This is a genomic window from Shewanella sp. Isolate8 (assembly GCF_022398495.1).
Lineage (GTDB): Bacteria > Pseudomonadota > Gammaproteobacteria > Enterobacterales > Shewanellaceae > Shewanella > Shewanella aquimarina.
Genome location: NZ_JAKEVI010000001.1, coordinates 1,502,079 through 1,527,090 on the forward strand (window position 1 = coordinate 1,502,079; position 25,012 = coordinate 1,527,090).

The 25,012-nt window shown below is 51.7% G+C and carries 16 protein-coding genes and 3 tRNA genes; 14 read left to right on the top strand and 5 right to left on the bottom strand.

The genetic code is table 11. The annotated features are described in order from the left end of the window. Positions 1 to 82 precede the first annotated feature (82 nt). The 3 genes from L1D43_RS06650 to L1D43_RS06660 all read left to right on the top strand — a co-directional run bounded on the left by L1D43_RS06650 (position 83) and on the right by L1D43_RS06660 (position 6,708). On the top strand, positions 83 to 4,927 hold the full coding sequence (locus tag L1D43_RS06650) for an NAD-glutamate dehydrogenase (RefSeq protein WP_239850412.1): 4,845 nt from the start codon (positions 83 to 85) through the stop codon (positions 4,925 to 4,927). 62 nt (positions 4,928 to 4,989) lie between these two features. Beyond that, on the top strand, positions 4,990 to 6,015 hold the full coding sequence (gene pyrD / locus L1D43_RS06655; protein ID WP_041511388.1) for a quinone-dependent dihydroorotate dehydrogenase: 1,026 nt from the start codon (positions 4,990 to 4,992) through the stop codon (positions 6,013 to 6,015). Between the two features lie 159 nt (positions 6,016 to 6,174). After that, on the top strand, positions 6,175 to 6,708 hold the full coding sequence (locus L1D43_RS06660) for a cell division protein ZapC (RefSeq protein WP_239850413.1): 534 nt from the start codon (positions 6,175 to 6,177) through the stop codon (positions 6,706 to 6,708). An 820-nt stretch (positions 6,709 to 7,528) separates the two neighbouring features. Here the strand turns inward: L1D43_RS06660 and L1D43_RS06665 are convergent. The 3 genes from L1D43_RS06665 to L1D43_RS06675 form a co-directional block, all read right to left on the bottom strand. Next, positions 7,529 to 7,605 (bottom strand) — tRNA-Met (locus L1D43_RS06665). Between the two features lie 46 nt (positions 7,606 to 7,651). Then, positions 7,652 to 7,728: transfer RNA gene (locus L1D43_RS06670), tRNA-Met, on the bottom strand. Between the two features lie 47 nt (positions 7,729 to 7,775). Beyond that, positions 7,776 to 7,852, bottom strand: a tRNA-Met gene (locus tag L1D43_RS06675). 271 nt (positions 7,853 to 8,123) lie between these two features. Here L1D43_RS06675 and rlmKL point away from each other — a divergent pair. From rlmKL to rmf, 5 genes are all read left to right on the top strand, one after another. Continuing rightward, a complete protein-coding gene (rlmKL, locus tag L1D43_RS06680) occupies positions 8,124 to 10,259 on the top strand; it encodes a bifunctional 23S rRNA (guanine(2069)-N(7))-methyltransferase RlmK/23S rRNA (guanine(2445)-N(2))-methyltransferase RlmL (protein ID WP_239850414.1) in 2,136 nt (711 codons plus the stop codon). Further along, positions 10,252 to 10,488 carry a glutaredoxin family protein gene (locus tag L1D43_RS06685; RefSeq protein ID WP_239850415.1) on the top strand — a complete coding sequence of 79 codons (237 nt, stop codon included), beginning with the start codon at positions 10,252 to 10,254 and terminating at the stop codon, positions 10,486 to 10,488. Before rlmKL ends, L1D43_RS06685 begins: the two co-directional genes overlap by 8 nt. Position 10,489: 1 nt before the next feature. Continuing rightward, a complete protein-coding gene (locus L1D43_RS06690) occupies positions 10,490 to 12,400 on the top strand; it encodes an ABC transporter ATP-binding protein (RefSeq protein ID WP_239850416.1) in 1,911 nt (636 codons plus the stop codon). A 24-nt stretch (positions 12,401 to 12,424) separates the two neighbouring features. Beyond that, a complete protein-coding gene (locus L1D43_RS06695; protein ID WP_239850417.1) occupies positions 12,425 to 14,266 on the top strand; it encodes a DUF3466 family protein in 1,842 nt (613 codons plus the stop codon). 185 nt (positions 14,267 to 14,451) lie between these two features. Continuing rightward, positions 14,452 to 14,628 carry a ribosome modulation factor gene (rmf, locus tag L1D43_RS06700; protein ID WP_082035666.1) on the top strand — a complete coding sequence of 59 codons (177 nt, stop codon included), beginning with the start codon at positions 14,452 to 14,454 and terminating at the stop codon, positions 14,626 to 14,628. 58 nt (positions 14,629 to 14,686) lie between these two features. Here rmf and fabA read toward each other — a convergent pair whose 3' ends face one another. After that, positions 14,687 to 15,202 (bottom strand): bifunctional 3-hydroxydecanoyl-ACP dehydratase/trans-2-decenoyl-ACP isomerase, encoded by a 516-nt coding sequence (gene fabA, locus L1D43_RS06705; RefSeq protein ID WP_041511383.1) that lies wholly within the window; start codon positions 15,200 to 15,202, stop codon positions 14,687 to 14,689. 67 nt (positions 15,203 to 15,269) lie between these two features. Continuing rightward, positions 15,270 to 16,979, bottom strand: coding sequence for a S16 family serine protease (locus L1D43_RS06710; RefSeq protein ID WP_239850418.1), 1,710 nt, complete (start codon positions 16,977 to 16,979; stop codon positions 15,270 to 15,272). A 397-nt stretch (positions 16,980 to 17,376) separates the two neighbouring features. Between L1D43_RS06710 and L1D43_RS06715 the strand changes: the two genes are divergently transcribed. From L1D43_RS06715 to uvrY, 6 genes are all read left to right on the top strand, one after another. Next, a complete protein-coding gene (locus L1D43_RS06715; RefSeq protein WP_041511381.1) occupies positions 17,377 to 18,045 on the top strand; it encodes a GntR family transcriptional regulator in 669 nt (222 codons plus the stop codon). A 12-nt stretch (positions 18,046 to 18,057) separates the two neighbouring features. Beyond that, complete coding sequence (gene prpB, locus L1D43_RS06720; protein ID WP_239850419.1) at positions 18,058 to 18,936, top strand: methylisocitrate lyase; 879 nt, start codon at positions 18,058 to 18,060, stop codon at positions 18,934 to 18,936. A gap of 101 nt (positions 18,937 to 19,037) precedes the next feature. Beyond that, positions 19,038 to 20,162, top strand: a complete 1,125-nt coding sequence (prpC, locus tag L1D43_RS06725) for a 2-methylcitrate synthase (RefSeq protein WP_239850420.1) — start codon at positions 19,038 to 19,040, stop codon at positions 20,160 to 20,162. Positions 20,163 to 20,248: 86 nt separating this feature from the next. Beyond that, a complete protein-coding gene (gene acnD, locus L1D43_RS06730; RefSeq protein ID WP_239850421.1) occupies positions 20,249 to 22,837 on the top strand; it encodes a Fe/S-dependent 2-methylisocitrate dehydratase AcnD in 2,589 nt (862 codons plus the stop codon). Positions 22,838 to 22,893: 56 nt separating this feature from the next. Continuing rightward, positions 22,894 to 24,063, top strand: coding sequence for a 2-methylaconitate cis-trans isomerase PrpF (prpF, locus tag L1D43_RS06735; protein WP_239850422.1), 1,170 nt, complete (start codon positions 22,894 to 22,896; stop codon positions 24,061 to 24,063). Between the two features lie 292 nt (positions 24,064 to 24,355). After that, positions 24,356 to 25,000, top strand: a complete 645-nt coding sequence (gene uvrY, locus L1D43_RS06740; RefSeq protein ID WP_041407121.1) for a UvrY/SirA/GacA family response regulator transcription factor — start codon at positions 24,356 to 24,358, stop codon at positions 24,998 to 25,000. The last annotated feature ends 12 nt before the right edge of the window (positions 25,001 to 25,012 follow it).

Consider the following 25,012-nt stretch of genomic DNA (forward strand, 5'->3'; position numbering starts at 1 on the left):
ATAATTAGATTTGGCCTGTCATATGCTCAAGCATCCATAAAATTACAAAAACGCTGCCATAGACCCTAAAGGAAACAGCAACATGGCCTTGAAAGATGCAATGCCTTCAGTACTACTCGAGAACGTAGTCAGCCTAATTCATTCGAAAGTTCCCAATACACAAGCCAAACAAGTTGAACAGTTCGCAACTTGTATTTATGCCCACATGTCGAAAGATGACTTGCAGCACCGCAATGACAGTGATCTTTACGGCGCCGTCCTCAGCCTTTGGAATGCCGCGAACAAGACGCCTGTCGGCGAGACCCATATTCGTGTGTTTAACCCGAGTCAATCTAAGCATGGTTGGAAATCATCCCACTCAATCATCGAGGTGATTCAACCAGATATGCCTTTCCTTGTTGACTCTGTAGGCATGGCGCTTAACCGCATGGGCATCACCACTCACATGATGTTGCACACGCCGTTAACCGTGAAGCGTGATCAGGGCGTGATCACTGGTGTTAGCTACAACGACGATAAGGATGAGAGCAACGACAAGGTTGCCGTGTTCCTGATCGAAGTCGACAGACTGAGCAGCGATGCCGATATCAAGAGCCTGGAGAAAGAGATCCAATCTGTATTGGGTGATGTGGCTGCATCGGTCAACGACTGGCAGGCGATGTCTAACAAGCTAAGCGAGACCATCGCCGAGCTGGCAGACCGTCCTTTCCCGGGTAAGAAGCGTGATCTGGATGAGGCCATCAACTTCCTCACCTATCTCAACAACCATCATTTCACCCTGCTGGGCTACCGCCGTTATGACCTGCACAAGGTCGAAGGTGATCTCGAGCTGTTGCCAGTTAACGAGACCAGCCTTGGTCTGATGAATGTACCGGGTAAGCCTAAGAGTTCTAAGGGACTCATGCTCTCTAGCCTGTCAGATACCGCACGTAAAGAAGCGCTCGACAACAGCCTGCTTATTTTGACCAAGAGCACAGAGAAGAGCCGTGTACACCGCCCGGCCTATGTCGACTATATCGGCATCAAGCGTTTCGACGAGCAGGGTAACGTGATCGGTGAAGACAGATTCATCGGTCTGTATGCCTCAAACCTTTATAACCGCAGCCCTCGTGAGATCCCGCTGCTGGCAGAAAAACTGCAGCGCGTACTGGACGACTCAGGTCTGACGCCGCACTCGCACGACTACAAGGCCTTGATGCACATTCTGGAAACCTTGCCACGCGATGAGCTGGTTCAGGCGCGTGAATCAGAATTGGCCAGCATGGCTCACGGTGTTCTGGAGATGCAAGATCGTGACAAACTCAAGCTGTTTGTGCGCAAGGATGGCTTTGGTCGTTTCCTCTCTTGCCTGGTTTACGTCTCTAAAGACAGATACAACACTAAGCTGCGTGAAGATACTCAACGTATTCTGGCACAGCACTTCAACACTAAAGAAGATGTTGAATTTACAACTTATTTCTCTGAGTCTACGCTCGCGCGTACTCACTATATAGTCAAAGTCGATAATAATATTACGGATGTAGATGTGGCTGCCATCGAAAACAATCTAATTGAAGCTGCGCGTTCATGGGAAGACAAGTTAAACACAGCGCTGATCACTGCCCAAGGCGAAGAGTCTGGCAACCGTTTGGTCAAACGTTATGTGAATGCGTTTCCACGCAGCTACAAAGAAGATGTGTTGCCTAGCTCTGCCGTGGTGGATATCGAGCACTTAGAAGCGTTGGATGATGATCATAAGCTTGGCATGCTCTTCTATCAGCCACAGGAAACGGCACTTAAAGACAACAAGGTACGTCTGAAACTATTCCATAAAGATGAGCCAATCCATCTGTCTGATGTATTGCCCATGCTGGAAAACTTCGGCCTACGCGTGATCAACGAACGTCCCTATGAAGTGATGACCGCCGATGGTTCAACCTTCTGGATCTTGGACTTCTTGATGACAGTACAAGGCGCGGCGGTCGATAATCTGGCCGATAGCCAAGACAGATTCCAGACGGCCCTGTCTCAGGTATGGCGTAAAGAATTAGAAGATGACGGCTTTAACCGTCTGGTATTGGCAACTGGCCTCTCTGGCCGCGAAGTCTCTGTACTGCGTGCCTATGCTAAGTATATGCGTCAGATCGATGCGACCTTCAGTCAGGCCTATATCGAAGAGACCTTCAGCAGCTATCCACAAATTGCCGATCTCTTGGTGAAGATGTTTATCCGTAAGTTCAACCCTAAGCTGAAGACACGCACACTGTCTAAGTTTGTTGAACAGATCGATATGCGTCTGGAAGAGGTGTCTAGCCTGGATGACGACCGTATCATCCGTCGTTACCTGGATCTGATCAACGCCACTCTGCGTACCAACTTCTATCAGGTGTTGCCAGACGGTAACAACAAGCCTTACGTGTCATTCAAGTTCTCACCGGAAGAGATCCCTGAGATGCCGCGTCCGCTGCCTAAGTTTGAGATCTTCGTCTACTCACCAAGGGTAGAGGGTGTTCACTTGCGTGGTGGCAAGGTCGCACGTGGTGGTCTGCGCTGGTCTGACCGTCGTGAAGACTTCCGTACCGAGGTACTGGGTCTGGTGAAAGCGCAGCAGGTGAAGAACACTGTAATTGTGCCTGTGGGCGCCAAGGGTGGCTTCGTCTGTAAGCAACTGCCGACCGAAGGTGGCCGCGATGCCTTCTTCACCGAAGGCCAAGAGTGCTACCGTCTGTTTATCCGCGGTCTGCTGGATATCTCTGACAACATCATCGAAGGCGAAATCGTTCCTCCTGCGAACGTGGTACGTCACGATGAAGACGATCCATACCTGGTTGTGGCCGCCGATAAGGGTACCGCGACCTTCTCAGATATCGCCAACGCCATCTCTGAAGAGTATGGCTTCTGGTTAGGTGACGCCTTCGCATCGGGTGGTAGTAACGGTTACGACCACAAGAAGATGGGTATCACTGCCCGCGGTGCATGGGAATCGGTTAAGCGTCACTTCCGCGAAATAGGTATAGACTGTCAGACCACAGATTTCACCTGTTTGGCAATCGGTGACATGGCCGGTGACGTATTCGGTAACGGTATGCTGCTCTCTGAGCACACTCGTCTGGTGACTGCATTTAACCATATGCACATCTTTATCGACCCGAATCCAGATGCGGCCAGCAGCTATAAAGAGCGTGCACGTCTGTTTGAGATGCCACGTTCAAGCTGGGAAGATTACAACAAGGACTTGATCTCTAAGGGCGGCGGAATATTCCTGCGCTCGGCCAAGTCGATCACCCTGACGCCAGAAATGAAGAAGATGCTGGACACCAAGAAGGCATCGATGACACCAAACGAGCTGCTTAAAGAATTGCTCAAGATGAAGGTGGATCTGATCTGGAACGGGGGTATCGGTACCTACATCAAGGCGACCAGCGAGACACACGCCGAGGTGGGTGACCGCGCCAACGACGCACTGCGTGTCAACGGTAACGAGGTTCAGGCGCGCATCATAGGCGAGGGTGGTAACCTAGGTTGTACCCAGCTTGGCCGTATCGAATATGCTGCCAATGGTGGCCGCATGAACACCGACTTCGTCGATAACGTGGGTGGTGTGGATTGTTCGGACAACGAAGTTAACATCAAGATCTTGCTTAACGCCATGGTGGCCGAAGGTGAGATGACAGTTAAACAGCGTAACCGTCTGCTGGTTGAGATGACTGACGAAGTCAGCCGCATCGTACTGCAAGACTGTAAGGATCAGACCCGCACCATCTCTGTGACTCAGGTGCGCGGCGCCGAGCAGTTGAAAGAGCAGATCCGCTTCATCCATTACCTGGAGAAGGAAGACAAGCTCGATAGAGCACTCGAGTTCCTGCCAAGTGATGACGAGCTGGCAGAGCGCCTAGCAAACGGTAAGTCACTGACTCGCCCTGAGCTATCTGTACTTGTGGCCTACGCCAAGATGGTATTGAAAGAGCAACTGCTGACGCCGGAAATTACCGACGATTCATTCTTGAGTCAGCTGCTTATCGAATACTTCCCTCGTCAGCTACAGGAGAAGTACAGCGAGCGTATGGTCAACCATCCGCTGCGCGCCGAGATCATCGCGACCTCGCTGGCCAACGAGTTGGTTAACGACATGGGCTTGAATTTCGTTCAGCGTATGCAAGATGAGACAGGTGCCTCAGTCGCCGAAGCCGCTATCTGCTACACTATGGCCCGTGAAGTATTTGGTTTAGCTGATTTAACTAAATCGATCACGGCGCTAAACGGTGTGGTGCCTGCTGTGGTTCAAGGCGAGATGCTGCATCAGTTGCGTCGTAATCTACGCCGCGCGTGTCGTTGGTTCTTACGTCATCGTAACCGTAACCAAAGCATCGAGCAGGTTGTGGCCTTCTTTAGCCCAGTGTTCCAGGAACTTCGTCAGAATGTTCACCAGTATCTGGTGGAAGATGAAGTCAACGGCATCCGCGCCGAGATTGCAGCGCTGGTGAAAGAAGGTGTACCAGAACAGGTTGCGACCGATGTCGTGAACATGAGTACACTGTTCTCGGCGCTGGACATCTCGCAAATTGCCGAGCTGGAAGACAAGCCTGTGGCCTTGGTTGCCGAGACCTACTACAAGTTAGGTGCTCGTATCGACCTGCACTGGTTCCTCGAGCAGATCAGTGCGCAGCCTGTGGCGAACCACTGGCAAGCGCTGGCGAGAGCGGCATTTAGGGAAGAGCTTGATTGGCAACAACGTTCACTGAGTTCTGCAGTGCTACGTACCTGCCCATCGGTTTGTGATGCTGACGCCATTATCGATCAGTGGGTCGAATCCAATCAGGGCTTATTGGAGAGATGGTTCCACATGCTTGCAGACTTTAAGACCTCGCAGACCCACGAGTTTGCGAAGTTCTCAGTCGCCCTACGTGAGCTGAATCTGTTGATCCTTCATTGCGAAGGTCAATCGTAAAAAATAAAAATTAGTTATGAGCCCTGGCAATCGCCGGGGCTTTTTTCGGTCTAGGAGAATGCATGTTTTACAAAATCGCACAGAAAGTGATGTTTCAGATGGATCCCGAGAAGGCGCATAACCTTGCTATAGGCGGTCTGAAATCAACTGCGAATTCGCCATTAAACTGCTTTTATGCACAGAAGCTGCAAGCGGCACCTGTCGAGTTTATGGGATTGACCTTTCCTAATCCTGTCGGCCTAGCCGCCGGTATGGATAAGGACGGCGAGTGTATCGATGCGTTCCACGCCATGGGTTTTGGCCATGTGGAAGTGGGCACTGTGACTCCGCGTCCACAGCCGGGGAATGATCAGCCACGCCTATTTCGTTTAAAGCCTGCCAAGGCGATTATCAATCGCATGGGCTTTAACAATAAGGGTGTCGATAACCTGGTGGCAAACCTGAAGGCGGCCAAGTCGGGTGCCATGGTTGGGGTGAATATCGGCAAGAACAAGGATACGCCGGTAGAGCAGGGTAAAGAAGATTACCTTATCTGTATGGAAAAGGTTTACCCTTATGCTGCCTATATTGCGGTAAATATTTCATCGCCAAATACCCCGGGTCTGCGCAGTTTGCAGTATGGGGATCTGCTTGATGATCTATTGGGATCATTAAAAGCCAAGCAGAAAGATCTTGCCGAACGTCACGGTAAGTATGTGCCGATCGCGTTGAAAATTGCGCCGGATCTTGAGCCAGAAGAGATAGAGAAGATTGCCGAGTCGCTCATTCGTAACGAGTTCGATGGTGCTATCGCCACCAACACCACGCTGACCCGCGACGGTGTCAGCGGCTTGGTGAATTCTAATGAAGCCGGTGGACTAAGTGGTAAGCCTTTGAATTCATTGTCAACAAAAGTAATTAAACAGCTGGCCGATTGCTTAAAGGGCCAGGTGCCTATCATAGGCGTTGGCGGTATTAATAGTGCTGCCGACGCGTTAGATAAGTTGGATGCGGGCGCAACTATGGTACAAATTTATTCTGGTTTTATTTATCGTGGACCAGAATTAATTAAAGAGATCGTCGATGCATATCGCGTCAAGAGTAAATAAGATCTTCATTTAGATCTAAAAACGATCGCGCGATCTTAATTAGATCGCGTTTGATCGCAATAACATGTTGTTATCTATATCATATTTGTAATATTTTTTTTGATATTGGCTGAAATATCATCTATTATCGAGCTGTATTAAGGTATATAGGTACACGTTATGTTATTAATGCCACAAAGGGATTGGCAATGGATATATAACGATTCGTATGGGGTTTTAAGCGTTTCGTTAGGTGCGGATATGGAATTTCTGACTCCCTATAAAACGAAAGCACTTATTCCTGATGCCCTGGCAACCACGGAGTTTAATGTCGATCACGCTAAATTCTATATTGAGTTTATTGAGCGTATTGGTAAGTCATTAAATATTGCCGACGCGGTGAGGGTACAGCTGGCACTTAATGCTACCGCGGCCCATTTTCTGTTAAAACCTCAGATGCCTAAGTCGTGGTTTTTTGAGACTTCTGCCGTCTGTGTCTACAGTGAACTGGGTAAGGTGTTTCAGTTGAAATGCCAAGGCGAAGTCGTGCAGGTTCTGGTGGTTGAGTCTAATATTCAGGCCTCCTTGGTGATGTTGTTATCGCCCGAATTGCGCCTGAGTGATAGCAAGGCGATGCGCCAGTTCGATTGCATTAAGGTGATGAACGATAGATTACATCCCTTAAAGGCGAATCGTCAGATCGCCGCGGCTTAATAAGCAAGACAAAATTTAATCGAATGGGGAGCTGAGGCTCCCTATTTTTATGCCTGATGTTTTTGATCTATTTATTTTATTGCAATCATCGACCGTAAATCATTTTTTCGATCCATCAGGTTTGCCTCTCTTTTACTTTCTAATATCTTCTCCTATTCATCACTGATACTTAACTGTCTGTTTTATGATCATTTGTTGAGTTTTGAATCGATAGATTAAAACTTAAAATAAATTCTCATTCATTAGCGGGAGCAAGGCAGGCCTAACTGCAGGTGTCACAGTTTATTGTTTTCAAATGATAGTCTGAAATTCTAGATAGCATGGCGCGCCAAGTTAACTTGGCTTTTCAAATATAGCCAGATGCACTGAGCATGGTGGTTTAATAAGCGTAAGAAATAAGATGATGGGGTGAGCATAAGAAATTGGTTGTGTGAGCCGGATGTTAACTGGGCGGCATACCGTCGACGACTGTCATCGTATGTATGGCAGACTTAAGCGTGATTTGACTGAAGTTTTTGAATTGGTTGCGGGAGCCGGATTTGAACTGGGCGGCATACCGTCGACGACTGTCGTCGTATGTATGGCAGACTTAAGCGTGATTTGACTGAAGGTTTTGAATTGGTTGCGGGTACGGATTTGAACTGGGCGGCATACCGTCGACGACTGTCGTCGTATGTGTGGCAGACTTAAATAGCGTGATTTGACTGAAGTTTTTGAATTGGTTGCGGGAGCCGGATTTGAACTGGGCGGCATACCGTCGACGACTGTCTTCGTATGTATGGCAGGCTTAAATTAGGTGATTTGAATTATGTTTTTGAATTGGTTGCGGGAGCCGGATTTGAACCGACGACCTTCGGGTTATGAGCCCGACGAGCTACCAAACTGCTCCATCCCGCGTCCGTAAGAAATGCTGTAGTTGTTTTGATTCTTGCTACAAAGAAATTGGTTGCGGGAGCCGGATTTGAACCGACGACCTTCGGGTTATGAGCCCGACGAGCTACCAARCTGCTCCATCCCGCGTCCGTAAGAAACGCTGTAGTTGTTTTGATTCTTGCTACGAAAGAAATTGGTTGCGGGAGCCGGATTTGAACCGACGACCTTCGGGTTATGAGCCCGACGAGCTACCAAGCTGCTCCATCCCGCGTCCGGATGTTTACTCTAACCTCTGTCGCGCCAACAGCCTTAATTGCTGTTAAGTACTCAGTGCGTCAAAGCGGGGCGAACTATATCGACATGTGCGTTGCAATGCAAGTCGGCGTCGTGAATTTCTTACCAAGCGTTTATTTATCAGGCAAAGTGCTGGCTTAACGCGCAAACCAGGAAATTTTAAACCTTCATTTGGCAGAACTTTTTATCATTTACTCTGAGGACAAGGTATAATGACGGATTGATTTTTGAAGTGTGTCTATCTATCCATGTTGAATTTTTTTGCCGCAGCCCCAAGAGGCTATGAGTACGCCCTGTCGTTGGAACTGGCAGAGCTAGGCGCCGCCGAGATAAAGGAAAGCGTTGCCGGCGTCTATTTCTCTGCGCCCCTTAATCTGGCTTACCGTATAACCCTATGGTCGCGACTCGCCAGCCGTATCATTTTAGTGATCTATAAGGGGCCCTGTGAGAATCCCGAGCAGCTTTACAATGCGGCTTATTGCATCGACTGGCAGACCCATTTCTCCAATAAGAGCAGCTTTAGCATAGATTTTCATGGTGTGGGTGGCTTTATTAAGAACTCACAGTTTGGCGCGCTTAAGATAAAAGATGCTGTGGTTGACCGTTTTCGTGACGATGGCTGCCCACGTCCCGATGTGGCCCGTGTCGATGCCGACTTTAAAATAGATGCTCATTATCGCCGCGGCCAGATTACTCTGGGGATTAACTTCTCCGGGTCTGCGCTGCATCAGCGCGGTTATCGCTCCACCACGGGGGAGGCACCGCTAAAAGAAAATCTGGCGGCAAACATGCTGGTGCGTAGCGGCTGGCAACAGGCGCCTAAAGATCTGCTCGACCCCTTCTGCGGTAGTGGCACCATATTAATTGAGGCGGCCATGATGGCTTGCGATATCGCCCCGGCGCTGCAGCGTCGCCGTTTCGGTTTCGAGCATTGGCTACGCCATCAAGATCCCGACTGGCAGGAGCTGCTTAGTGAGGCCAAGGCCCGCGCTTCTATCGGTACCAAGCGCTGTGAGATCAAGTTTTATGGATCGGATATCGATTCGCGTCTGGTGGCGCTGGCCAAACGTAACGCGCAAAACGCTGGCGTTGCCGAGCTTATCGAGTTTTCAGTATCTAACGCCCTCAATGTGACGCCGCCGGTGGAGCAGGGCTATCTGATCACCAACCCGCCTTATGGTGAGCGTCTGGGCAATGTCACTTCGCTGTTGCAGCTCTACTATCAACTGGGTGATAAACTCAAGGCCGAATTTGGTGGCTGGCAGGTGGCGGTACTTAACAGCGACATCGAACTCCTCTCTGCTCTTAAGCTTAAAGCCGACAAGCAGATGAAGATGTATAACGGCGCGCTTGAGTGTGCCTTTAACCTCTATACGCTGCATGCAAACAGCACCCGTCGTCTCGATCCTAGCCAGGTGTTGAGCCAGGGCGGTGAGGTGAGCGAGGTCGCCACGGCCTTTAGTAACCGTATCAAGAAAAATCATAAGCAGCTAAGCAAATGGGCTCAGCGCGAGGGGATAGACAGCTATCGCCTCTACGACGCCGATATTCCAGAGTACAATGTGGCGGTAGATATCTATCTGGATCATGTGGTGATCCAGGAGTATTCGGCGCCTAAGTCGATTCCCGAGGCGGTGACTAAGCGTCGTCTGACAGATGTCTTACTGGTGCTGCCGCAGGCCATCGGCGTCGACCCCAATAAGATTATTCTCAAGACCCGTGAGCGTCAGAAGGGCACCAACCAATATCAGAAGTTGGATGCCACTAAGCTCGAGTTGGTCACCAGTGAGTACGGCGCCAAGTTTAAGCTCAACTTGAGAGACTACCTGGATACAGGCCTGTTTTTGGATCATCGACTCACCCGTAAGCTAGTGGGCGAGAAGGCGAAAGACAGAGACGTGCTCAACCTGTTTGCCTATACCGGCAGCGCCTCGGTTCACGCCGCCCTGGGTGGTGCCAAGTCGGTGACTACGGTCGATATGTCTAACACCTACCTTAACTGGGCGCAGGATAACTTTGAATTAAACGGCCTAAAGGGCAAGCAGTATCAGTTTATTCAGGGCGATTGCCTGCAGTGGATAGATGACTGCGATACCCAGTATGACCTGATTTTTATCGACCCACCGACTTTTTCTAACTCCAAGCGGATGGAAGACTCTTTCGATGTGCAGCGTGATCATGTCAAGTTGTTGACCGCGTTGGTCAAGCTGTTACGTCTGGGCGGAGAGATCCTGTTTTCCAACAACAAGCGCAAATTTAAGATGGATAGCGAGGCGTTAAGCGCGCTTGGCTTGTCGATCACTAATTTGGATAAGCAGACACTACCGCTGGACTATAAGCGTAATCCGCACATTCATAACACCTGGTTGATTCAGCATGCCTAACACCAGCGCCTTTATTCTTTTTCATACCGATGCCTGCCATCTTTGCGAGCAGGCTCAGGCGCTTATCAGTGCGCTGAATATCGATTTTGTCTTGCAGGATATCTGCGATGACGAGCAACTGGCGCAGCGCTACGGCGTGCGTATCCCAGTGCTGTTACGTCAGGCCGATGGCGCCGAGTTAGGCTGGCCTTTCGACAACGAGCAGTTGCAACAATTTACAGGAGCATAAATTGAGTCTGGTTCGTATAAATAACGGCTCATTGGCCTATGGCTACACCCCCTTACTGCAAAATGCTGACTTTACCATAGAGCCGGGCGAGCGCGTCTGTATCGTGGGCCGCAACGGCGCCGGTAAATCGAGCCTGATGAAGGTGATCGGTGGTGAGGTGTTACTCGACGATGGCGAGTTTAATATCGCCACAGATGTTAAGGTCAGCCGACTGCAGCAGGACCCGCCTAAGGCGGAACAGGGCACTGTTTATGCCTATATCTCGGCAGGTTTGCAGGAGGTGGGTGAGAAGCTAGAGCGTTATCATCAGCTGTCACATGATGTTGCCCACGCCGATTCCCAAGAGATGGAGCGCCTGCTCAAGCAGATGGAGCGTCTGCAGGCAGATCTTGATCATCTCAACGGCTGGCAGCTCGATACCCGCATCAATCAGACCTGTGAATTGCTGGGACTGGACGCCGATGCGAGCCTGGCTAGCCTGTCTGGCGGCTGGCAGCGCAAGGTGGCGTTGGCGCGCGCCCTGGTGAGCGAGCCGGATCTGCTGCTGCTCGACGAGCCTACCAACCATCTGGATATCGACACTATTGAATGGCTGGAAGAGTTTCTGCTTAATTATCGCGGCGCCATCGTCTTTATCAGTCACGACCGTGGCTTCATTCAGCGCATGGCGACCCGTATCGTGGATCTCGACCGCGGTGTGGTAACCTCCTGGCCAGGCGACTATCAGACTTATCTTGATGGTAAGGCGGAGTGGCTGAGGGTGGAAGAGGAGAAAAACGCCCAATTCGACAAGAAGCTGGCCGAAGAAGAGGCCTGGATTCGCCAAGGGATCAAGGCGCGTCGTACCCGCAACGAGGGGCGCGTACGGGCGCTTAAAGCGCTGCGTATGGAGCGTATGGAACGTATCAATCGTCAGGGTGGCGCCAAGATGCAGGTGGCCGATACCGAGCGTTCGGGTAAGCTGGTATTCGATATCAAAGATCTAAATTACAACCTGCCAGACAAGAACCTGGTGAAGAATTTTACCACCTCTGTGATGCGCGGTGATCGCATCGCACTCATCGGTCCTAACGGCTGTGGTAAGTCGACCCTGATCAAGCTATTGATTGGTCAGCTCGCGCCTCAGTCGGGGGAGGTGAAGGTCGGTACCAAGTTGGAAGTGGCTTATTTTGACCAGTATCGTGAGGCGCTTGATCCGGAAAAAACCGTTGAAGACAACGTAGGTGAAGGCAAGAAGACGGTCACGATCAATGGTCAGGACAGACATATTTTAAGCTACCTGCAGGATTTCCTGTTTTCACCCATGCGCGCCCGCACGCCGGTGAAGGCACTTTCCGGTGGGGAGAAGAATCGGTTACTGCTGGCGCGTCTACTGCTCAGGCCGGCAAACCTGATCATTCTCGATGAACCGACAAACGATCTTGATATTGAGACCTTAGAGTTGCTAGAGTCGCTGTTGACCGATTATCAGGGCACTCTGTTGTTGGTGAGTCACGACCGTGCCTTTATCGACAACACTGTCACCAGCTCCTGGTGGTTCACCGGTAACGGTGGCTGGAGTGAATATGTCGGCGGCTATCAAGATGCCGTGTCTCAGGGGGCAAAATTTTATTCTGAGGAACCAGTTGCCAAGGACGCTGTCCAACCCAAGGTTGCCGAGCCGGTTAAAAAGACCGCCGCTAAGGCAGAGAAGAAACTTTCTTATAAATTACAGAGAGAACTCGATGCCTTGCCTGCCAAGATGGAGCAACTCGAAACCGAGATAGAAAGCTTGCAGGCGGTCATCAATGAACCCGATTTTTATACCCAAGCACAAGATCTGGTCAGTAGTCGATTAAATGAACTGGCGGCACTGGAGCAGGAATTGGAAGTGTGTTTCGAACGTTGGGAAGAGCTAGAAGCTCTCAAATAGACGATAGAATAATAGGAAAAGTACATGAAGTTGAAGTTTGATAGAGCCATCTCTTTAGTTGCCGCCGGAGTGATCACCGCGCTGCAGACGGCTCATGCTGCACCTGTCTATGAGATCCAGAATATCGATGACTATGATCTAAACGGCACGCTAGAGTCGACCATCAACGGCTACGGCATGTTTGTCAATCAGCAAGATAAGATGGTAGGTATCTCTAAGGGTAAGAAGAAGCTTGAGGTAGACGACGAGACTGGTGGCGCTATCGATATCGAAGATGGCATCCCGCCCGAGCAGCTGGTGTCTTACTCTATCAACAAGCCTATCATTGCCAATAACTTCACCTTCAATGCCGACGGCAATGGAGCGAGCGGCAGCTGGATCCCAACCTTCGATTCGGTTTTTGGCACGACTCACCCTAAAGATACCGACGAAGCCTTGCCGGAGACCATTAACTCCATCAATGCCTATTATTACGGCATCAACAACAATGGCATAAAGGTCGGTAGCTATACCGCCCCTGAGCTGAAAACCGAATATACAGGTGAGACAGAAGGTCAGGAGTACTGGTACTACCGTGAATTTGAGGAGCGTGGCTTCCTCAAGACCGCCGAGGGGACTGACATCGCCCTAGTACCGCCTTATACCGTCTACAGTAAGGATGATACCGATGTGATCATGGGTGGTGTGTCGGTTGCAACCGCGATCAACGACAATAACCTTATTACGGGTTACGCGACCACAGATCTGGCCAAGTCGAGTAAGACACGGGTCGATAACTGTATTACCGATGAGACCTATCCTATCGACGTCTGTGTGCAGAAGGATCAATATCCAGATAGTAACAATATACGCCGTATTCTATATCAGACGCGCGGGTTTGTGTGGCAGTTTGATGGCACAGATGTGACACCAACCGAGCTACCGCTGGGACTTGAGTCGACCTCAGACAGCGTGTTTACCGCTCAAGGTCTTGGTGTTAATAGCCTGGGAGTTGTCGCTGGCCGCTCTCATGTTTACCGTAACGATGATAAGGATAAGCTGGCGTTCGATGCCGCCTATTGGAAGAAAGATGCTCAAGGTGATTACCAATATCACTGGGTGAAGATGACTAACGATCAGCTCTCCTCCGTTGCTTATGACATCAACGATAATGGTATCTTGGTGGGTAGCTACCGTCGCTACATCGAAGGCTATCAGCGTGACAAGTTCTTCTATCTGGATACAAACGCCGAAGATCCCACCTTCGTTACCCCTAATGATTTCTATGAGGTGATGTCCGACCGTAGCTCTCGTCCACGAGATATTAACAACAAAGATCAGGTAGTGGGTTTCGTGGAAGTGACCTCAGAGAAAGAGAAGCCACGTATGAAGGGCGCCTTTCTGTATGACAAGGCAAGCGATGAGTTTAGTGTCATCGATGATCTTCTTGTGTGTGAATCGAAAGGCTATGTCAAAGATGATGCCGGTAAGTGGACCCGGAACAAGGTCGAGGTGGTCGACGGTGACGGTAAGACGCTCTACTACGATAGTGAGATCCGCATCGTAGAGGCTAGCAGCATTAACGATGATGGCACCATAGTGGGTACCGCCTTCATCCGTAAGCCTTCTTACCAATATGATGAAGATGGCAACTTGGTTATAGGTGAGAATGGTAAACCATTGTTCGAACTCAACGCCAACGGTCAGCCGGTAACGGCCTACCTGCCGCGTATGGTGGTGCTTAAGCCAACGACATCAGGTTCGGCTTGTGATGTGAAGGAGAATGATGACTCGGGTAATGGTAACTATGAGCGCAAAGGCGCCGCCAGTTTTGCCTGGTTGTTGCTATTGCCTCTGCTCTGGTTGAGACGCCGAGCTCGGGTCTAAGGGCCATTAGAACTTATTGAACTAAAAATCGGGGCTTATGCCCCGATTTTTTATTAATAAGGAACTCATGCGTTTAAATAATAACCCTTTCGAAAGGTAAATTTTTGATTGATCTCGTGATGAAAAAGTTCTATTTCTATGGATGAGGCTTCGGCCTTTAGGATTTGAGAACAGAGGATGCTTGCATGAAAAGACAAAAAAGAGATCGTCTCGATAGAGCTTTTTCAAAGGGATTCCAGGCCGGGATAGGTGGCCGCTCGAAGGATAACTGTCCTTATTCTACTTTAGACTCTAAATCACAATGGCTCGGAGGGTGGCGCGAAGGCGTCGATGGCCGTCTCAGCGGCCTGTTCAACAAGTGATTTAGCTGTTTGCCCTCTGTTTAGAGGGCATTTTCATATCTAGCGCAATGATAATTGCTTAGAAGCTTGAGGTATCGGTAAAGATACCGACTTTTAGATCTGTGGCTGAATAGATCTCGCGGCCATCCACTTCCATCACGGCATCTGCGATACCCATGACTAGCTTTCTATAGACCTTACGCTTGATGGTTAATTTGTAGGTGACTTTCTTGGCATCGGGCAGTACCTGGCCGGTGAATTTCACTTCGCCAACACCCAGTGCGCGACCTTTACCCTGGGCACCTTCCCAACCGAGGAAGAAGCCAACCAGCTGCCACATGGCGTCAAGGCCCAGACAGCCTGGCATCACGGGATCTGTCTCGAAATGGCAATCGAAGAACCAGAGTGATGGATCGATATCCAGTTCAGCTACAATTTCCCCCTTACCAAATTCACCACCGTCATCGTTGATCTTAGTGATGCGATCTATCATCAACATATTGTCGATAGGCAGGCGTGGCGAGTTGGCGCCAAAAAGATTACCGTGGCCGCAGGCGACTAATTCTTCTTTACTGAAACTGTTAGCTTTATTCATTGTTAACTTCACTCTAGCAATTTGAGTCGCCAAGGTTAGCTAACACGTGTACGCCAAACAACTCCGATCAGCTAGAAAGTTTCAGTTTCTGGAGCAAGTTGGCAAAAAAAGATCGCTCTTCATCGGGATAACCCGCGAGTCCTTCTAATCGCGCCTGCACCATGCCATATAGGCTTTCCTCGGGGAACTGGCCATTGTCATCGCGGCTGCCGGCGGGTTTGTTCATCAAGATGGCCACGGCCTGGTCGGTATGCTCGACTTGGTACAGGTGAAACTCTTTTGCCTCTACGGCGGCGATGACCGCCGGGGCCAGGTTGAGTTGCTGAACGTTGGAGGCGGGGATGATCACCCCCTGAGTCCCAGTGAGGCCACGACGTTGGCACAGATCGAAGAAGCCTTCGATCTTCTCGTTGACGCCGCCGATGGCTTGCACCTGACCAAACTGATCTATCGCGCCGGTTGCGGCGATACCTTGGTCAATCGGCTGCTCGGCGATTGCCGACATCAGGGCGCAGTACTCCGCGAGCGAGGCGCTGTCGCCATCGATCTCCTGGTAAGACTGCTCGAATACTATGTTGGCATTAAGGTGCAATGGTGCATCTTTACCGAAGATACGGTAGAGGCAGGAGGTGAGGATCATCAAGCCCTTGGCGTGTATGTTGCCACCCAAATCTACCTTACGTTCGATATCGGCCACTTCACCGTCACCATAATGCACTGCAGCGGTGATCCTCGCCGGTTCGCCATAGGTATATTCGGCGGCGTCTAACACGGTCAGGCCGTTGATCTGGCCAATCATGGCGCCTTTGGTCGGTAGGTTAATAAAGTTATCATCGAAGCTCTGTGCCGACAGGCTCTGAGATGCATTGTGGCGGGCCTGGTGTCTGGCGAGGGCCAGGGTCACACTGTCACCATTTAGCGCCTTGCTGTTGCCGTAGAGGCTGGCCTGAACCATAAGCTGGCTTATTCCTTGAGTCTCCAGGCTCAGATGGCGCTGATGCTCCGCCAGGCGGGCACTGTGATTAAACAGTGGTGCCAAGGCCGATTGCGTTAAGGAGAGCCCATTGGCGTTAGCAATCTCCATCAGGTAATTGCCATAATCCAACTCACTAAATTCATTGAGATCTATTTCATCCACTAATTCACCCAGCAGCGGAAAGGCTGCGGGAAAGTTGCGCTCCTCCAGGTAGCTGACACTATATAAGCTGCTACTGCCTACCAGAATGATCTTGCTGTGTAGGGGGATGGCCGGCCAGCCAGAGTGTAGCGGATACTCACCGCTGTGGGCGGCCTCTATCACCAACTCCCATAGGGCCTCGCGTTTCCACAGTGACTCGGCGCAGATAAACAGGTAATCGCAGTCGGCTAGGGCGCCGGGGTGATAGATATTTGGGTTATGACTATCGAGATGGCCGATGAGATCCCGGCGTTTAATGGCCCCGCTCAAATAGCGATAGGGCTTGCCCGCCTGGCAAAGGCATTCTTCTCCGGCTTCTGTCTGCCACGCCAGGCCGGCATCAGGTGCCTGGCGATTAAGGTAGTGAGTGGGCCTGTTGCCTTGATAGTCAACTAATGCCTTTATCAACGCCAGCCTATCGATACCGCTTTGGTCGGCCAGGTACATATGTTGGCCCTTTGCCTTAGCCAATAGGTTGAAGGCGTCTAGGGTGCGCTCCTGGCCGAGGAGGCGACTGTGAAGATTTGGCTTAAGCTGGTCAACCTGGGGTAAGTCAAATTGGGGCGATAAAGCGGTGGCGTCGATGGAATGTGCGATCATTTCTGGGGTGAATTATTGAAACATGGGCTGATGTTAGCACAGATTAGCCAAGGCTCGATCTTTGTTTCGAGGCGAGATTCCTAAGATTTCTATTTGTTGTGGTGATTTGTCGACAATCTTAGTGGGTTTACTTGGAGGCTGTCGTTAGCCAACACCCATTCTCAAGTGCGCGTAAGAGTCGATGTGGCGGGTCGATTAGCCTGTACGGTTTAAATCTAGATGACGGTTTAATGACCTGGTTTAAGGTCGTTTTCTGTCCTGCCTTGTATCGAATTCGTTACGACTTTAGTCGAAAAACAAGCCTTTTTGTCGACAATTTTCGGTGTTTGGCTTGAGAAAGGTGAATTTGGCGGCTATATTGTCGACAACTAATTGTTTGACGGCGATCACAATAATCATGACCCGATACAGCCAAACGCCCGTGACAACGGCAGATAAAACCTTCTATCAACTCAGGCAAGACATTGTCGAAGGGGTGATAGCGGCGGGCGCTAAGCTGAGTGAGACAGAATTGTCGACAACTTATGGGGTTAGCCGAGCAGTGATCCGCGAGGCGATCAATCGTCTCGAATCTTGTCATATCGTCGAGCGCCGCGCCAACGTAGGGGCCAGAGTGGTGGCCTTGAGTGAGGAGGGGCTGCTGGCGCTGTATGAGATCCGTGAATCCCTAGAGGGCATGGCGGCGCGCCTGGCAGCGAAGAACATGAGTGATGAAGAGATAGCCGAGCTCGAAGCCCTGCTTATCAGCCACTTTCAAGACGTCAAACAAGGCGAATCCTATTACCAAGAGGCCGGCGATGTGGATTTTCATTACCGCATCATTCTGGGCAGCAAGAACAAGCATCTTATCTCTATGCTGTTCGACGGCATCTATCATCTGGTGCGTATGTACCGCGTACAGCTTGGCATGGCGGGCCCCAGAGTCACTACCGCCTACGATGAGCACAGACACATAGTGCAGGCGATCGCCAATCGCGATCAGGAGCTGGCCGAGATGCTGATGCGCAGACATATCACCTATTCAAGAAACAACATCAGAAACAAACTCTCATCAATTCAGTCATAAGAGGAAGCGAGCATGAGCGCAGGAAAGAAATTCCGTCAGGCCTTGGCCGACAATAAGCCGTTACAGATTGTCGGTACCATTAATGCCTACACGGCCATGATGGCCAAGCAGATAGGCCACAAGGCCATCTATCTCTCAGGCGGCGGGGTGGCAAACGCCTCTTATGGTCTGCCAGATCTGGGGATGACCTCGTTAAACGATGTGATTGCGGATGTGCAGCGTATCACCTCGGCCTGCGATCTGCCGCTACTGGTGGATATCGATACCGGCTGGGGCGGGGCATTTAATATCGCCAAGACCATCAAAGACATGGAAAAGGCCGGTGCGGCGGCCGTACACATGGAAGACCAGGTGGCTCAGAAGCGTTGTGGTCATCGCCCTAACAAAGAGATCGTCTCGGTTGACGAGATGGTCGATCGCATCAAGGCGGCGGTAGATGCACGCACAGACCCAGACTTCTTCATCATGGCCCGCACCGATGCGTTCGCCCAGGAAGGACTAGAGGCGGCCATCGAACGTGCCAAGGCCTATGTGGCTGCCGGCGCCGACGGTATCTTCGCCGAGGCAGTTAAAACAGAGGAGCATTACCGCGCCTTTGCCGAGGCCTTAGATGTGCCCATCTTGGCTAATATCACCGAATTTGGTCAGACAGAGCTGTGGAATCGCGAGCAGCTGGGACAGTGGGGCGCAGCCATGGTGCTCTACCCGCTAAGTGCCTTTAGAGCCATGAATAAGGCGGCGGAGACTGTTTATCAGACCATTCTGCGCGACGGCGACCAGAAGGCGGTACTCGATACCATGCAGACCCGTATGGAGCTTTATGACTATCTCGGTTATCACGACTACGAGCAGAAGCTCGACAGCCTGTTTGCCGAAGGCAAGAACAAGTAACACCTAAGGGCCCGCCCTGGGTGGGCCAAATTGACAGCATACCCCCTACAACCTAGATAATGCAGTACTAGGGATAGACAAAAATATAATAGGAAGACGTTATGGTAGATAAAAAATTAGGCGGCGCCGGACTACGTGGACAGAGTGCGGGCGAAACAGCGTTATGTACAGTGGGCAAATCAGGCTCAGGCTTAACCTATTGTGGCTATGATGTGTCGGATCTGGCCGACAACGCCACCTTCGAAGAGGTTGCATACCTACTTTTTAATGGCGAACTGCCCAATGCGGCTCAGCTCGATGCCTATAAGAGCCAGCTGATGTCGATGCGCGACCTGCCGCAGACTCTGAAAGAGGTGCTGCAACGTATTCCGGCCGATGCTCATCCAATGGACGTGATGCGTACGGGCTGTTCTTTCCTGGGTAACCTGGAGCCAGAGACAGATTTCAGCCAGCAGCATAAAGCGGCTAACCGTCTGCTAGCGGCGTTCCCTGCCATCATGTGTTACTGGTATCGTTTCAGCCATGACGGCGTCGAGATCGACTGCGTGACCGACGAAGACTCGCTAGGCGGTCACTTCCTTAAGTTGCTGAACGGCAAGACGCCTTCGGATCAACATCGCCGCGTGATGGATGTGTCGTTGATTCTGTATGCTGAGCATGAGTTCAACGCCTCAACCTTCACCGCGCGCGTCTGTGCATCGACCCTGTCTGACATGTTCTCTTGTATTACCGGTGCTATCGGCTCGCTACGCGGCCCGCTGCACGGTGGTGCTAACGAGGCGGCGATGGAGATGATCCAGAAGTTTAGTTCGCCAGAAGATGCCAAGGTGCAGATGGCCGGCATGCTAGAGCGTAAAGAGAAGATCATGGGCTTTGGTCATGCCATCTATCGCGAATCAGACCCGCGTAACGTGATCATCAAGGCCTGGTCTGAGAAGCTGGCGAAAGAGTTCGGCGACACCTCACTCTACGATATCTCTGTGGCCTGTGAAGAGTATATGTGGGACACCAAGAAGCTGTTCTGTAACGCCGATTTCTTCCACGCGTCTGCCTATCACTTCATGGGGATCCCAACCAAGTTGTTCACCCCTATCTTCGTCTGCTCACGCCTGACAGGCTGGGCGGCCCACGTGATGGAGCAGCGCGCTAACAATCGCATCATCAGACCAAGTGCGGATTATATCGGCTCTGCGCCGCGTAAAGTGGTACCAATCAGCGAAAGATAAGCCTAGATACCAGCCCCTATGCCTTTAAAGGCTCAGGGGCTGTTTTGGTTTGCTTGCTTTAACTCTTAAATCGTTTGGATGATTTTATGAACTCTCTACATCGTAAACCGCTTCCCGGCAGCGCGCTCGATTACTTTGATACTCGCAGCGCTGTCGAGGCCTTAAGCGCTGGCGCCTATGACAAACTGCCCTATACAGCTAAGGTGCTGGCTGAAAACCTGGTAAGGCGCTGCGAACCTGAATTGCTAAATGACGCCCTGAGCCAACTCATCGAGCGTAAGCGTGATCTCGATTTCCCCTGGTATCCGGCGCGCGTGGTATGCCACGATATTCTCGGCCAGACGGCACTGGTCGACCTGGCTGGCCTACGTGATGCCATCGCCGAGAAGGGGGGGGATCCCTCAAAGGTTAACCCCGTGGTGCCGACTCAGCTGATCGTGGATCACTCGCTGGCGGTTGAACATGCGGGCTTTGAAAAAGATGCCTTCGAGAAGAACCGCGCGATTGAAGATCGCCGTAACGAAGACAGATTCCATTTCATCAACTGGACCAAGACGGCCTTTAAGAATGTCGATGTGATCCAGCCTGGCAACGGCATCATGCACCAGATCAACCTGGAAAAGATGTCACCGGTGATCCAGGCCCGTGACGGCGTGGCCTTCCCCGACACCTTAGTGGGTACCGACAGCCATACGCCTCACGTGGATGCGTTGGGCGTTATCGCCATCGGCGTGGGCGGCCTGGAAGCCGAGAACGTCATGTTGGGCCGCCCATCTTACATGCGTCTGCCGGATATTGTCGGTGTCGAGCTGACGGGTAAGCGTCAGAGCGGCATCACGGCGACGGATATCGTGTTGGCACTGACCGAATTTTTACGTAAGGAGAAGGTGGTTTCTGCCTATCTCGAATTCTTCGGTGAAGGGGCTGCGGATCTCACCCTTGGGGATCGTGCGACTATTTCTAATATGACGCCTGAATTTGGCGCCTCGGCGGGCATGTTCTATATCGACCAGCAGACCATCGACTATCTCACCATCACAGGCCGTGACAGTGAGCAGGTTAAGCTGGTGGAAAACTACGCCAAGACCACAGGCCTGTGGGCCGACAGCCTGAAAGAAGCTGAGTATGAAAGGGTACTGACCTTCGATCTCTCCAGCGTAGTGCGTAACATCGCCGGTCCTTCGAATCCACACCGCCGCGTGGCAACCAGCGAGCTGGCCAGTCAAGGCATCGCCGGTGTGGTCGAGCAGGATGAGAAGCTGATGCCAGATGGCGCAGTGATCATCGCCGCCATCACCAGCTGTACCAACACAAGTAACCCAAGAAACGTGATCGCCGCGGGTTTGCTCGCCAAGAAGGCCAATGAGCTTGGCTTAGTGCGCAAGCCCTGGGTGAAAACCTCTTTCGCGCCTGGCTCTAAGGTGGCCGAGCTTTACCTGAAAGATGCGGGGCTTCTGCCTGAGCTTGAGCAACTGGGCTTTGGTATCGTCGGTTTTGCCTGTACCACCTGTAACGGCATGAGCGGCGCGCTGGATCCTGTTATTCAGCAAGAGGTGATAGATAGAGACCTCTATGCCACTGCGGTATTGTCGGGTAACCGTAACTTCGACGGCCGCATCCACCCTTATGCCAAGCAGGCGTTTCTGGCCTCGCCGCCATTGGTGGTGGCCTATGCCATCGCGGGTACCATCAGATTCGATATCGAGAAAGATATCTTAGGTCATGATGACAAGGGCGAGCCGATTCGCCTCAAGGATATCTGGCCGAGCGATGAGGAGATCGATGCCATCGTCAAGGCGAGCGTGAAGCCGCAGCAATTTAGGGATATCTATACCCCTATGTTCGACTTGGCGGTGGACTATGGCGAAGATGTCAATCCGCTGTATGACTGGCGTCCAAAGAGTACCTATATTCGTCGTCCTCCTTACTGGGAAGGCGCGCTTGCCGGTGAACGTACCCTGAAGGGGATGCGTCCGCTGGCGGTACTAGGCGATAACATCACCACAGATCACCTCTCGCCTTCAAACGCCATCTTGGCCAGCAGCGCCGCCGGCGAATACCTGGCGAAGATGGGCCTACCCGAGGTGGACTTTAACTCTTATGCGACCCATAGGGGCGATCACCTCACGGCTCAGCGTGCGACCTTTGCCAACCCTAAGCTGATCAATGAGATGGCGCTGGTGGACGGCGAAGTGAAGCAAGGCTCACTGACTCGTCTCGAGCCAGAAGGTGAGGTGATGCGCATGTGGGAGGCGATCGAGACCTATATGGATCGTAAGCAGCCGCTGATCATTATCGCAGGCGCCGACTATGGCCAAGGCTCTTCCCGTGACTGGGCGGCCAAAGGGGTGCGATTGGCCGGTGTTGAGGCGATTGTCGCCGAAGGCTTTGAGCGTATTCATCGTACCAACTTGGTCGGTATGGGCGTACTGCCGCTGGAGTTCAAGGTCGGTGAAAACCGTCACACCTATGGCATAGATGGCAGCGAGACCTTCGATGTGATTGGCTCGCCGACACCTAGGGCAGATCTGACGCTGGTGATCACTCGTCAAAATGGCGAGCGTGTCGAGGTGCCTGTGACCTGTCGCTTAGATACGGCCGATGAGGTACTTGTCTATCAGGCAGGCGGTGTGTTGCAGCGCTTCGCGCAGGACTTCCTCGAAGCGAATACCTAAGGCAGTCATAGCGGGTAGGGCAGATGTGTCCTGCCCGCTTTTTCAAGGATAAGCCAATGAAACAGATGAAAATTCCGGCAACCTATATGCGCGGCGGCACCAGCAAGGGGGTCTTTTTTGCGTTAAAGGATCTGCCTTTAAATGCCCAGCAGCCGGGCCCTGCCCGTGATGCTTTATTGCTTCGGGTGATCGGCAGTCCAGATCCCTACGGTAAGCAGACAGACGGCATGGGTGGTGCCACATCCAGCACCAGTAAGACGGTGATTCTGGCTAAGAGTCAGCGCGATGACCATGATGTCGATTACCTCTTCGGTCAGGTAGCAATAGACAAACCCTTCGTCGACTGGAGTGGTAACTGCGGCAATCTGACGGCGGCGGTTGGCGCCTTCGCTATCAGTCAGGGATTGGTGGACAAGGCTAAGCTTCCTGATAATGGCACCGCCGTGGTGCGGATCTGGCAGGCCAACATCAACAAGACCATCATCGCCCATGTGCCTATGGTGGACGGTGAGGTGCAGGAGCTGGGAGATTTTGAGCTCGATGGCGTGACCTTCCCGGCCGCTGAGGTGCAGGTGGATTTTGTAGACCCAGCAGACGGCGAGGGGGATATGTTCCCCACAGGTAACCTGGTCGATAAGCTTGAGGTGCCGGGCGAGCCGGTTTTCGATGCGACATTCATTAATGCCGGTATCCCAACTATCTTCCTCAAGGCGGAGCAGCTCGGTTACCAGGGCACAGAACTTCAGGAGGCGATCAACGGCGATGCGGCCGCGCTTGAGCGTTTCGAAACCATACGCGCACACGGCGCCCTCAAGATGGGGCTGATAGAGTCGCTCGGCGAGGCGGCGGGTCGTCAGCACACGCCCAAGATAGCCTTTGTTGCGCCTGCTAAGGCCTATACCTCCTCCAGTGGCAAGGCGATTTCGGCAGATGAGATCGATCTGCACGTGCGCGCCCTGTCTATGGGTAAGCTTCATCATGCCATGATGGGCACCGCAGCGGTGGCTATTGGCACGGCGGCTTCGATTCCCGGCACCTTAGTGAATCAGGCGGCTGGCGGTCAGGCTAGTGAGAGCGTGCGTTTTGGCCATCCCTCTGGCACCCTCAAGGTGGGGGCCAAAGCCAGAGAACAGGCAGGCAAGTGGCAGGTCGAAAAGGTCAGTATGAGCCGTAGTGCCCGCGTCTTGATGCAGGGCTGGGTCTGTGTCCCTGAGTCGTTAGGCTAGCGGCCTGCTGAGTCGATAAATCGAGTTGATAAAAAAGGATGCTGCGGCATCCTTTCTCGCTTCTATGGGCTAGTGCATTAATGCTTTAGTATGATTGGGCGCCGATGGCTGTGGAACGAGTGCTATAATTGAGGCTTAAGCTTTGCTGCGGATAAAAATAGTTCACTTATAATTCATATGCTTAGTTGAACTTAATTTCCGCTCGCTTCTTTATCCCATTTGGGATAAATTACCAAGTGTTGCCCACATGCCGTATATGTGGGCCGAGTATTCGCTGAAGGGTAGATTCACGTTGATTTCTGTATTTTTAGTTGATGACCATGAGTTAGTGAGAACAGGCATCCGCCGCATCCTGGAGGATGAACGCGGTATCAAGGTTGTCGGTGAAGCAGGGGATGGCGAATCTGCCGTGCAGTGGTGCCGCAATAACGAAGCAGATGTGATCCTGATGGACATGAATATGCCAGGCATAGGCGGACTCGAGGCGACGCGGAAGATCTTGCGCTATCAATCCCATGCTAAGATCATCGTCCTGACCATACATACCGAAGATCCTTTCCCGACTAAGGTGATGCAGGCCGGTGCCTCAGGCTATCTCACCAAGGGGGCAACGCCACCCGAGGTGATACAGGCGATTCGTCAGGTGGCCCATGGTCAGCGCTATCTGTCACCTGAGATCGCTCAGCAGATGGCTCTGAGTCAGTTTAATCAGTCGGAAGATAACCCGTTTAAGTCACTGTCTGAACGCGAATTGCAGATCATGATGATGATCACCAATGGCGAACGTGTGAGTGACATCTCCGAGCAGCTCAACCTGAGCCCCAAGACGGTCAACAGCTATCGATATCGTTTATTTGCCAAGCTTGGGATCAGTGGCGATGTCGAGCTGACCAGGCTGGCGATCCGTTATAAGATGTTGGATACTGGCCAATTCTAATTTGTTAACCTG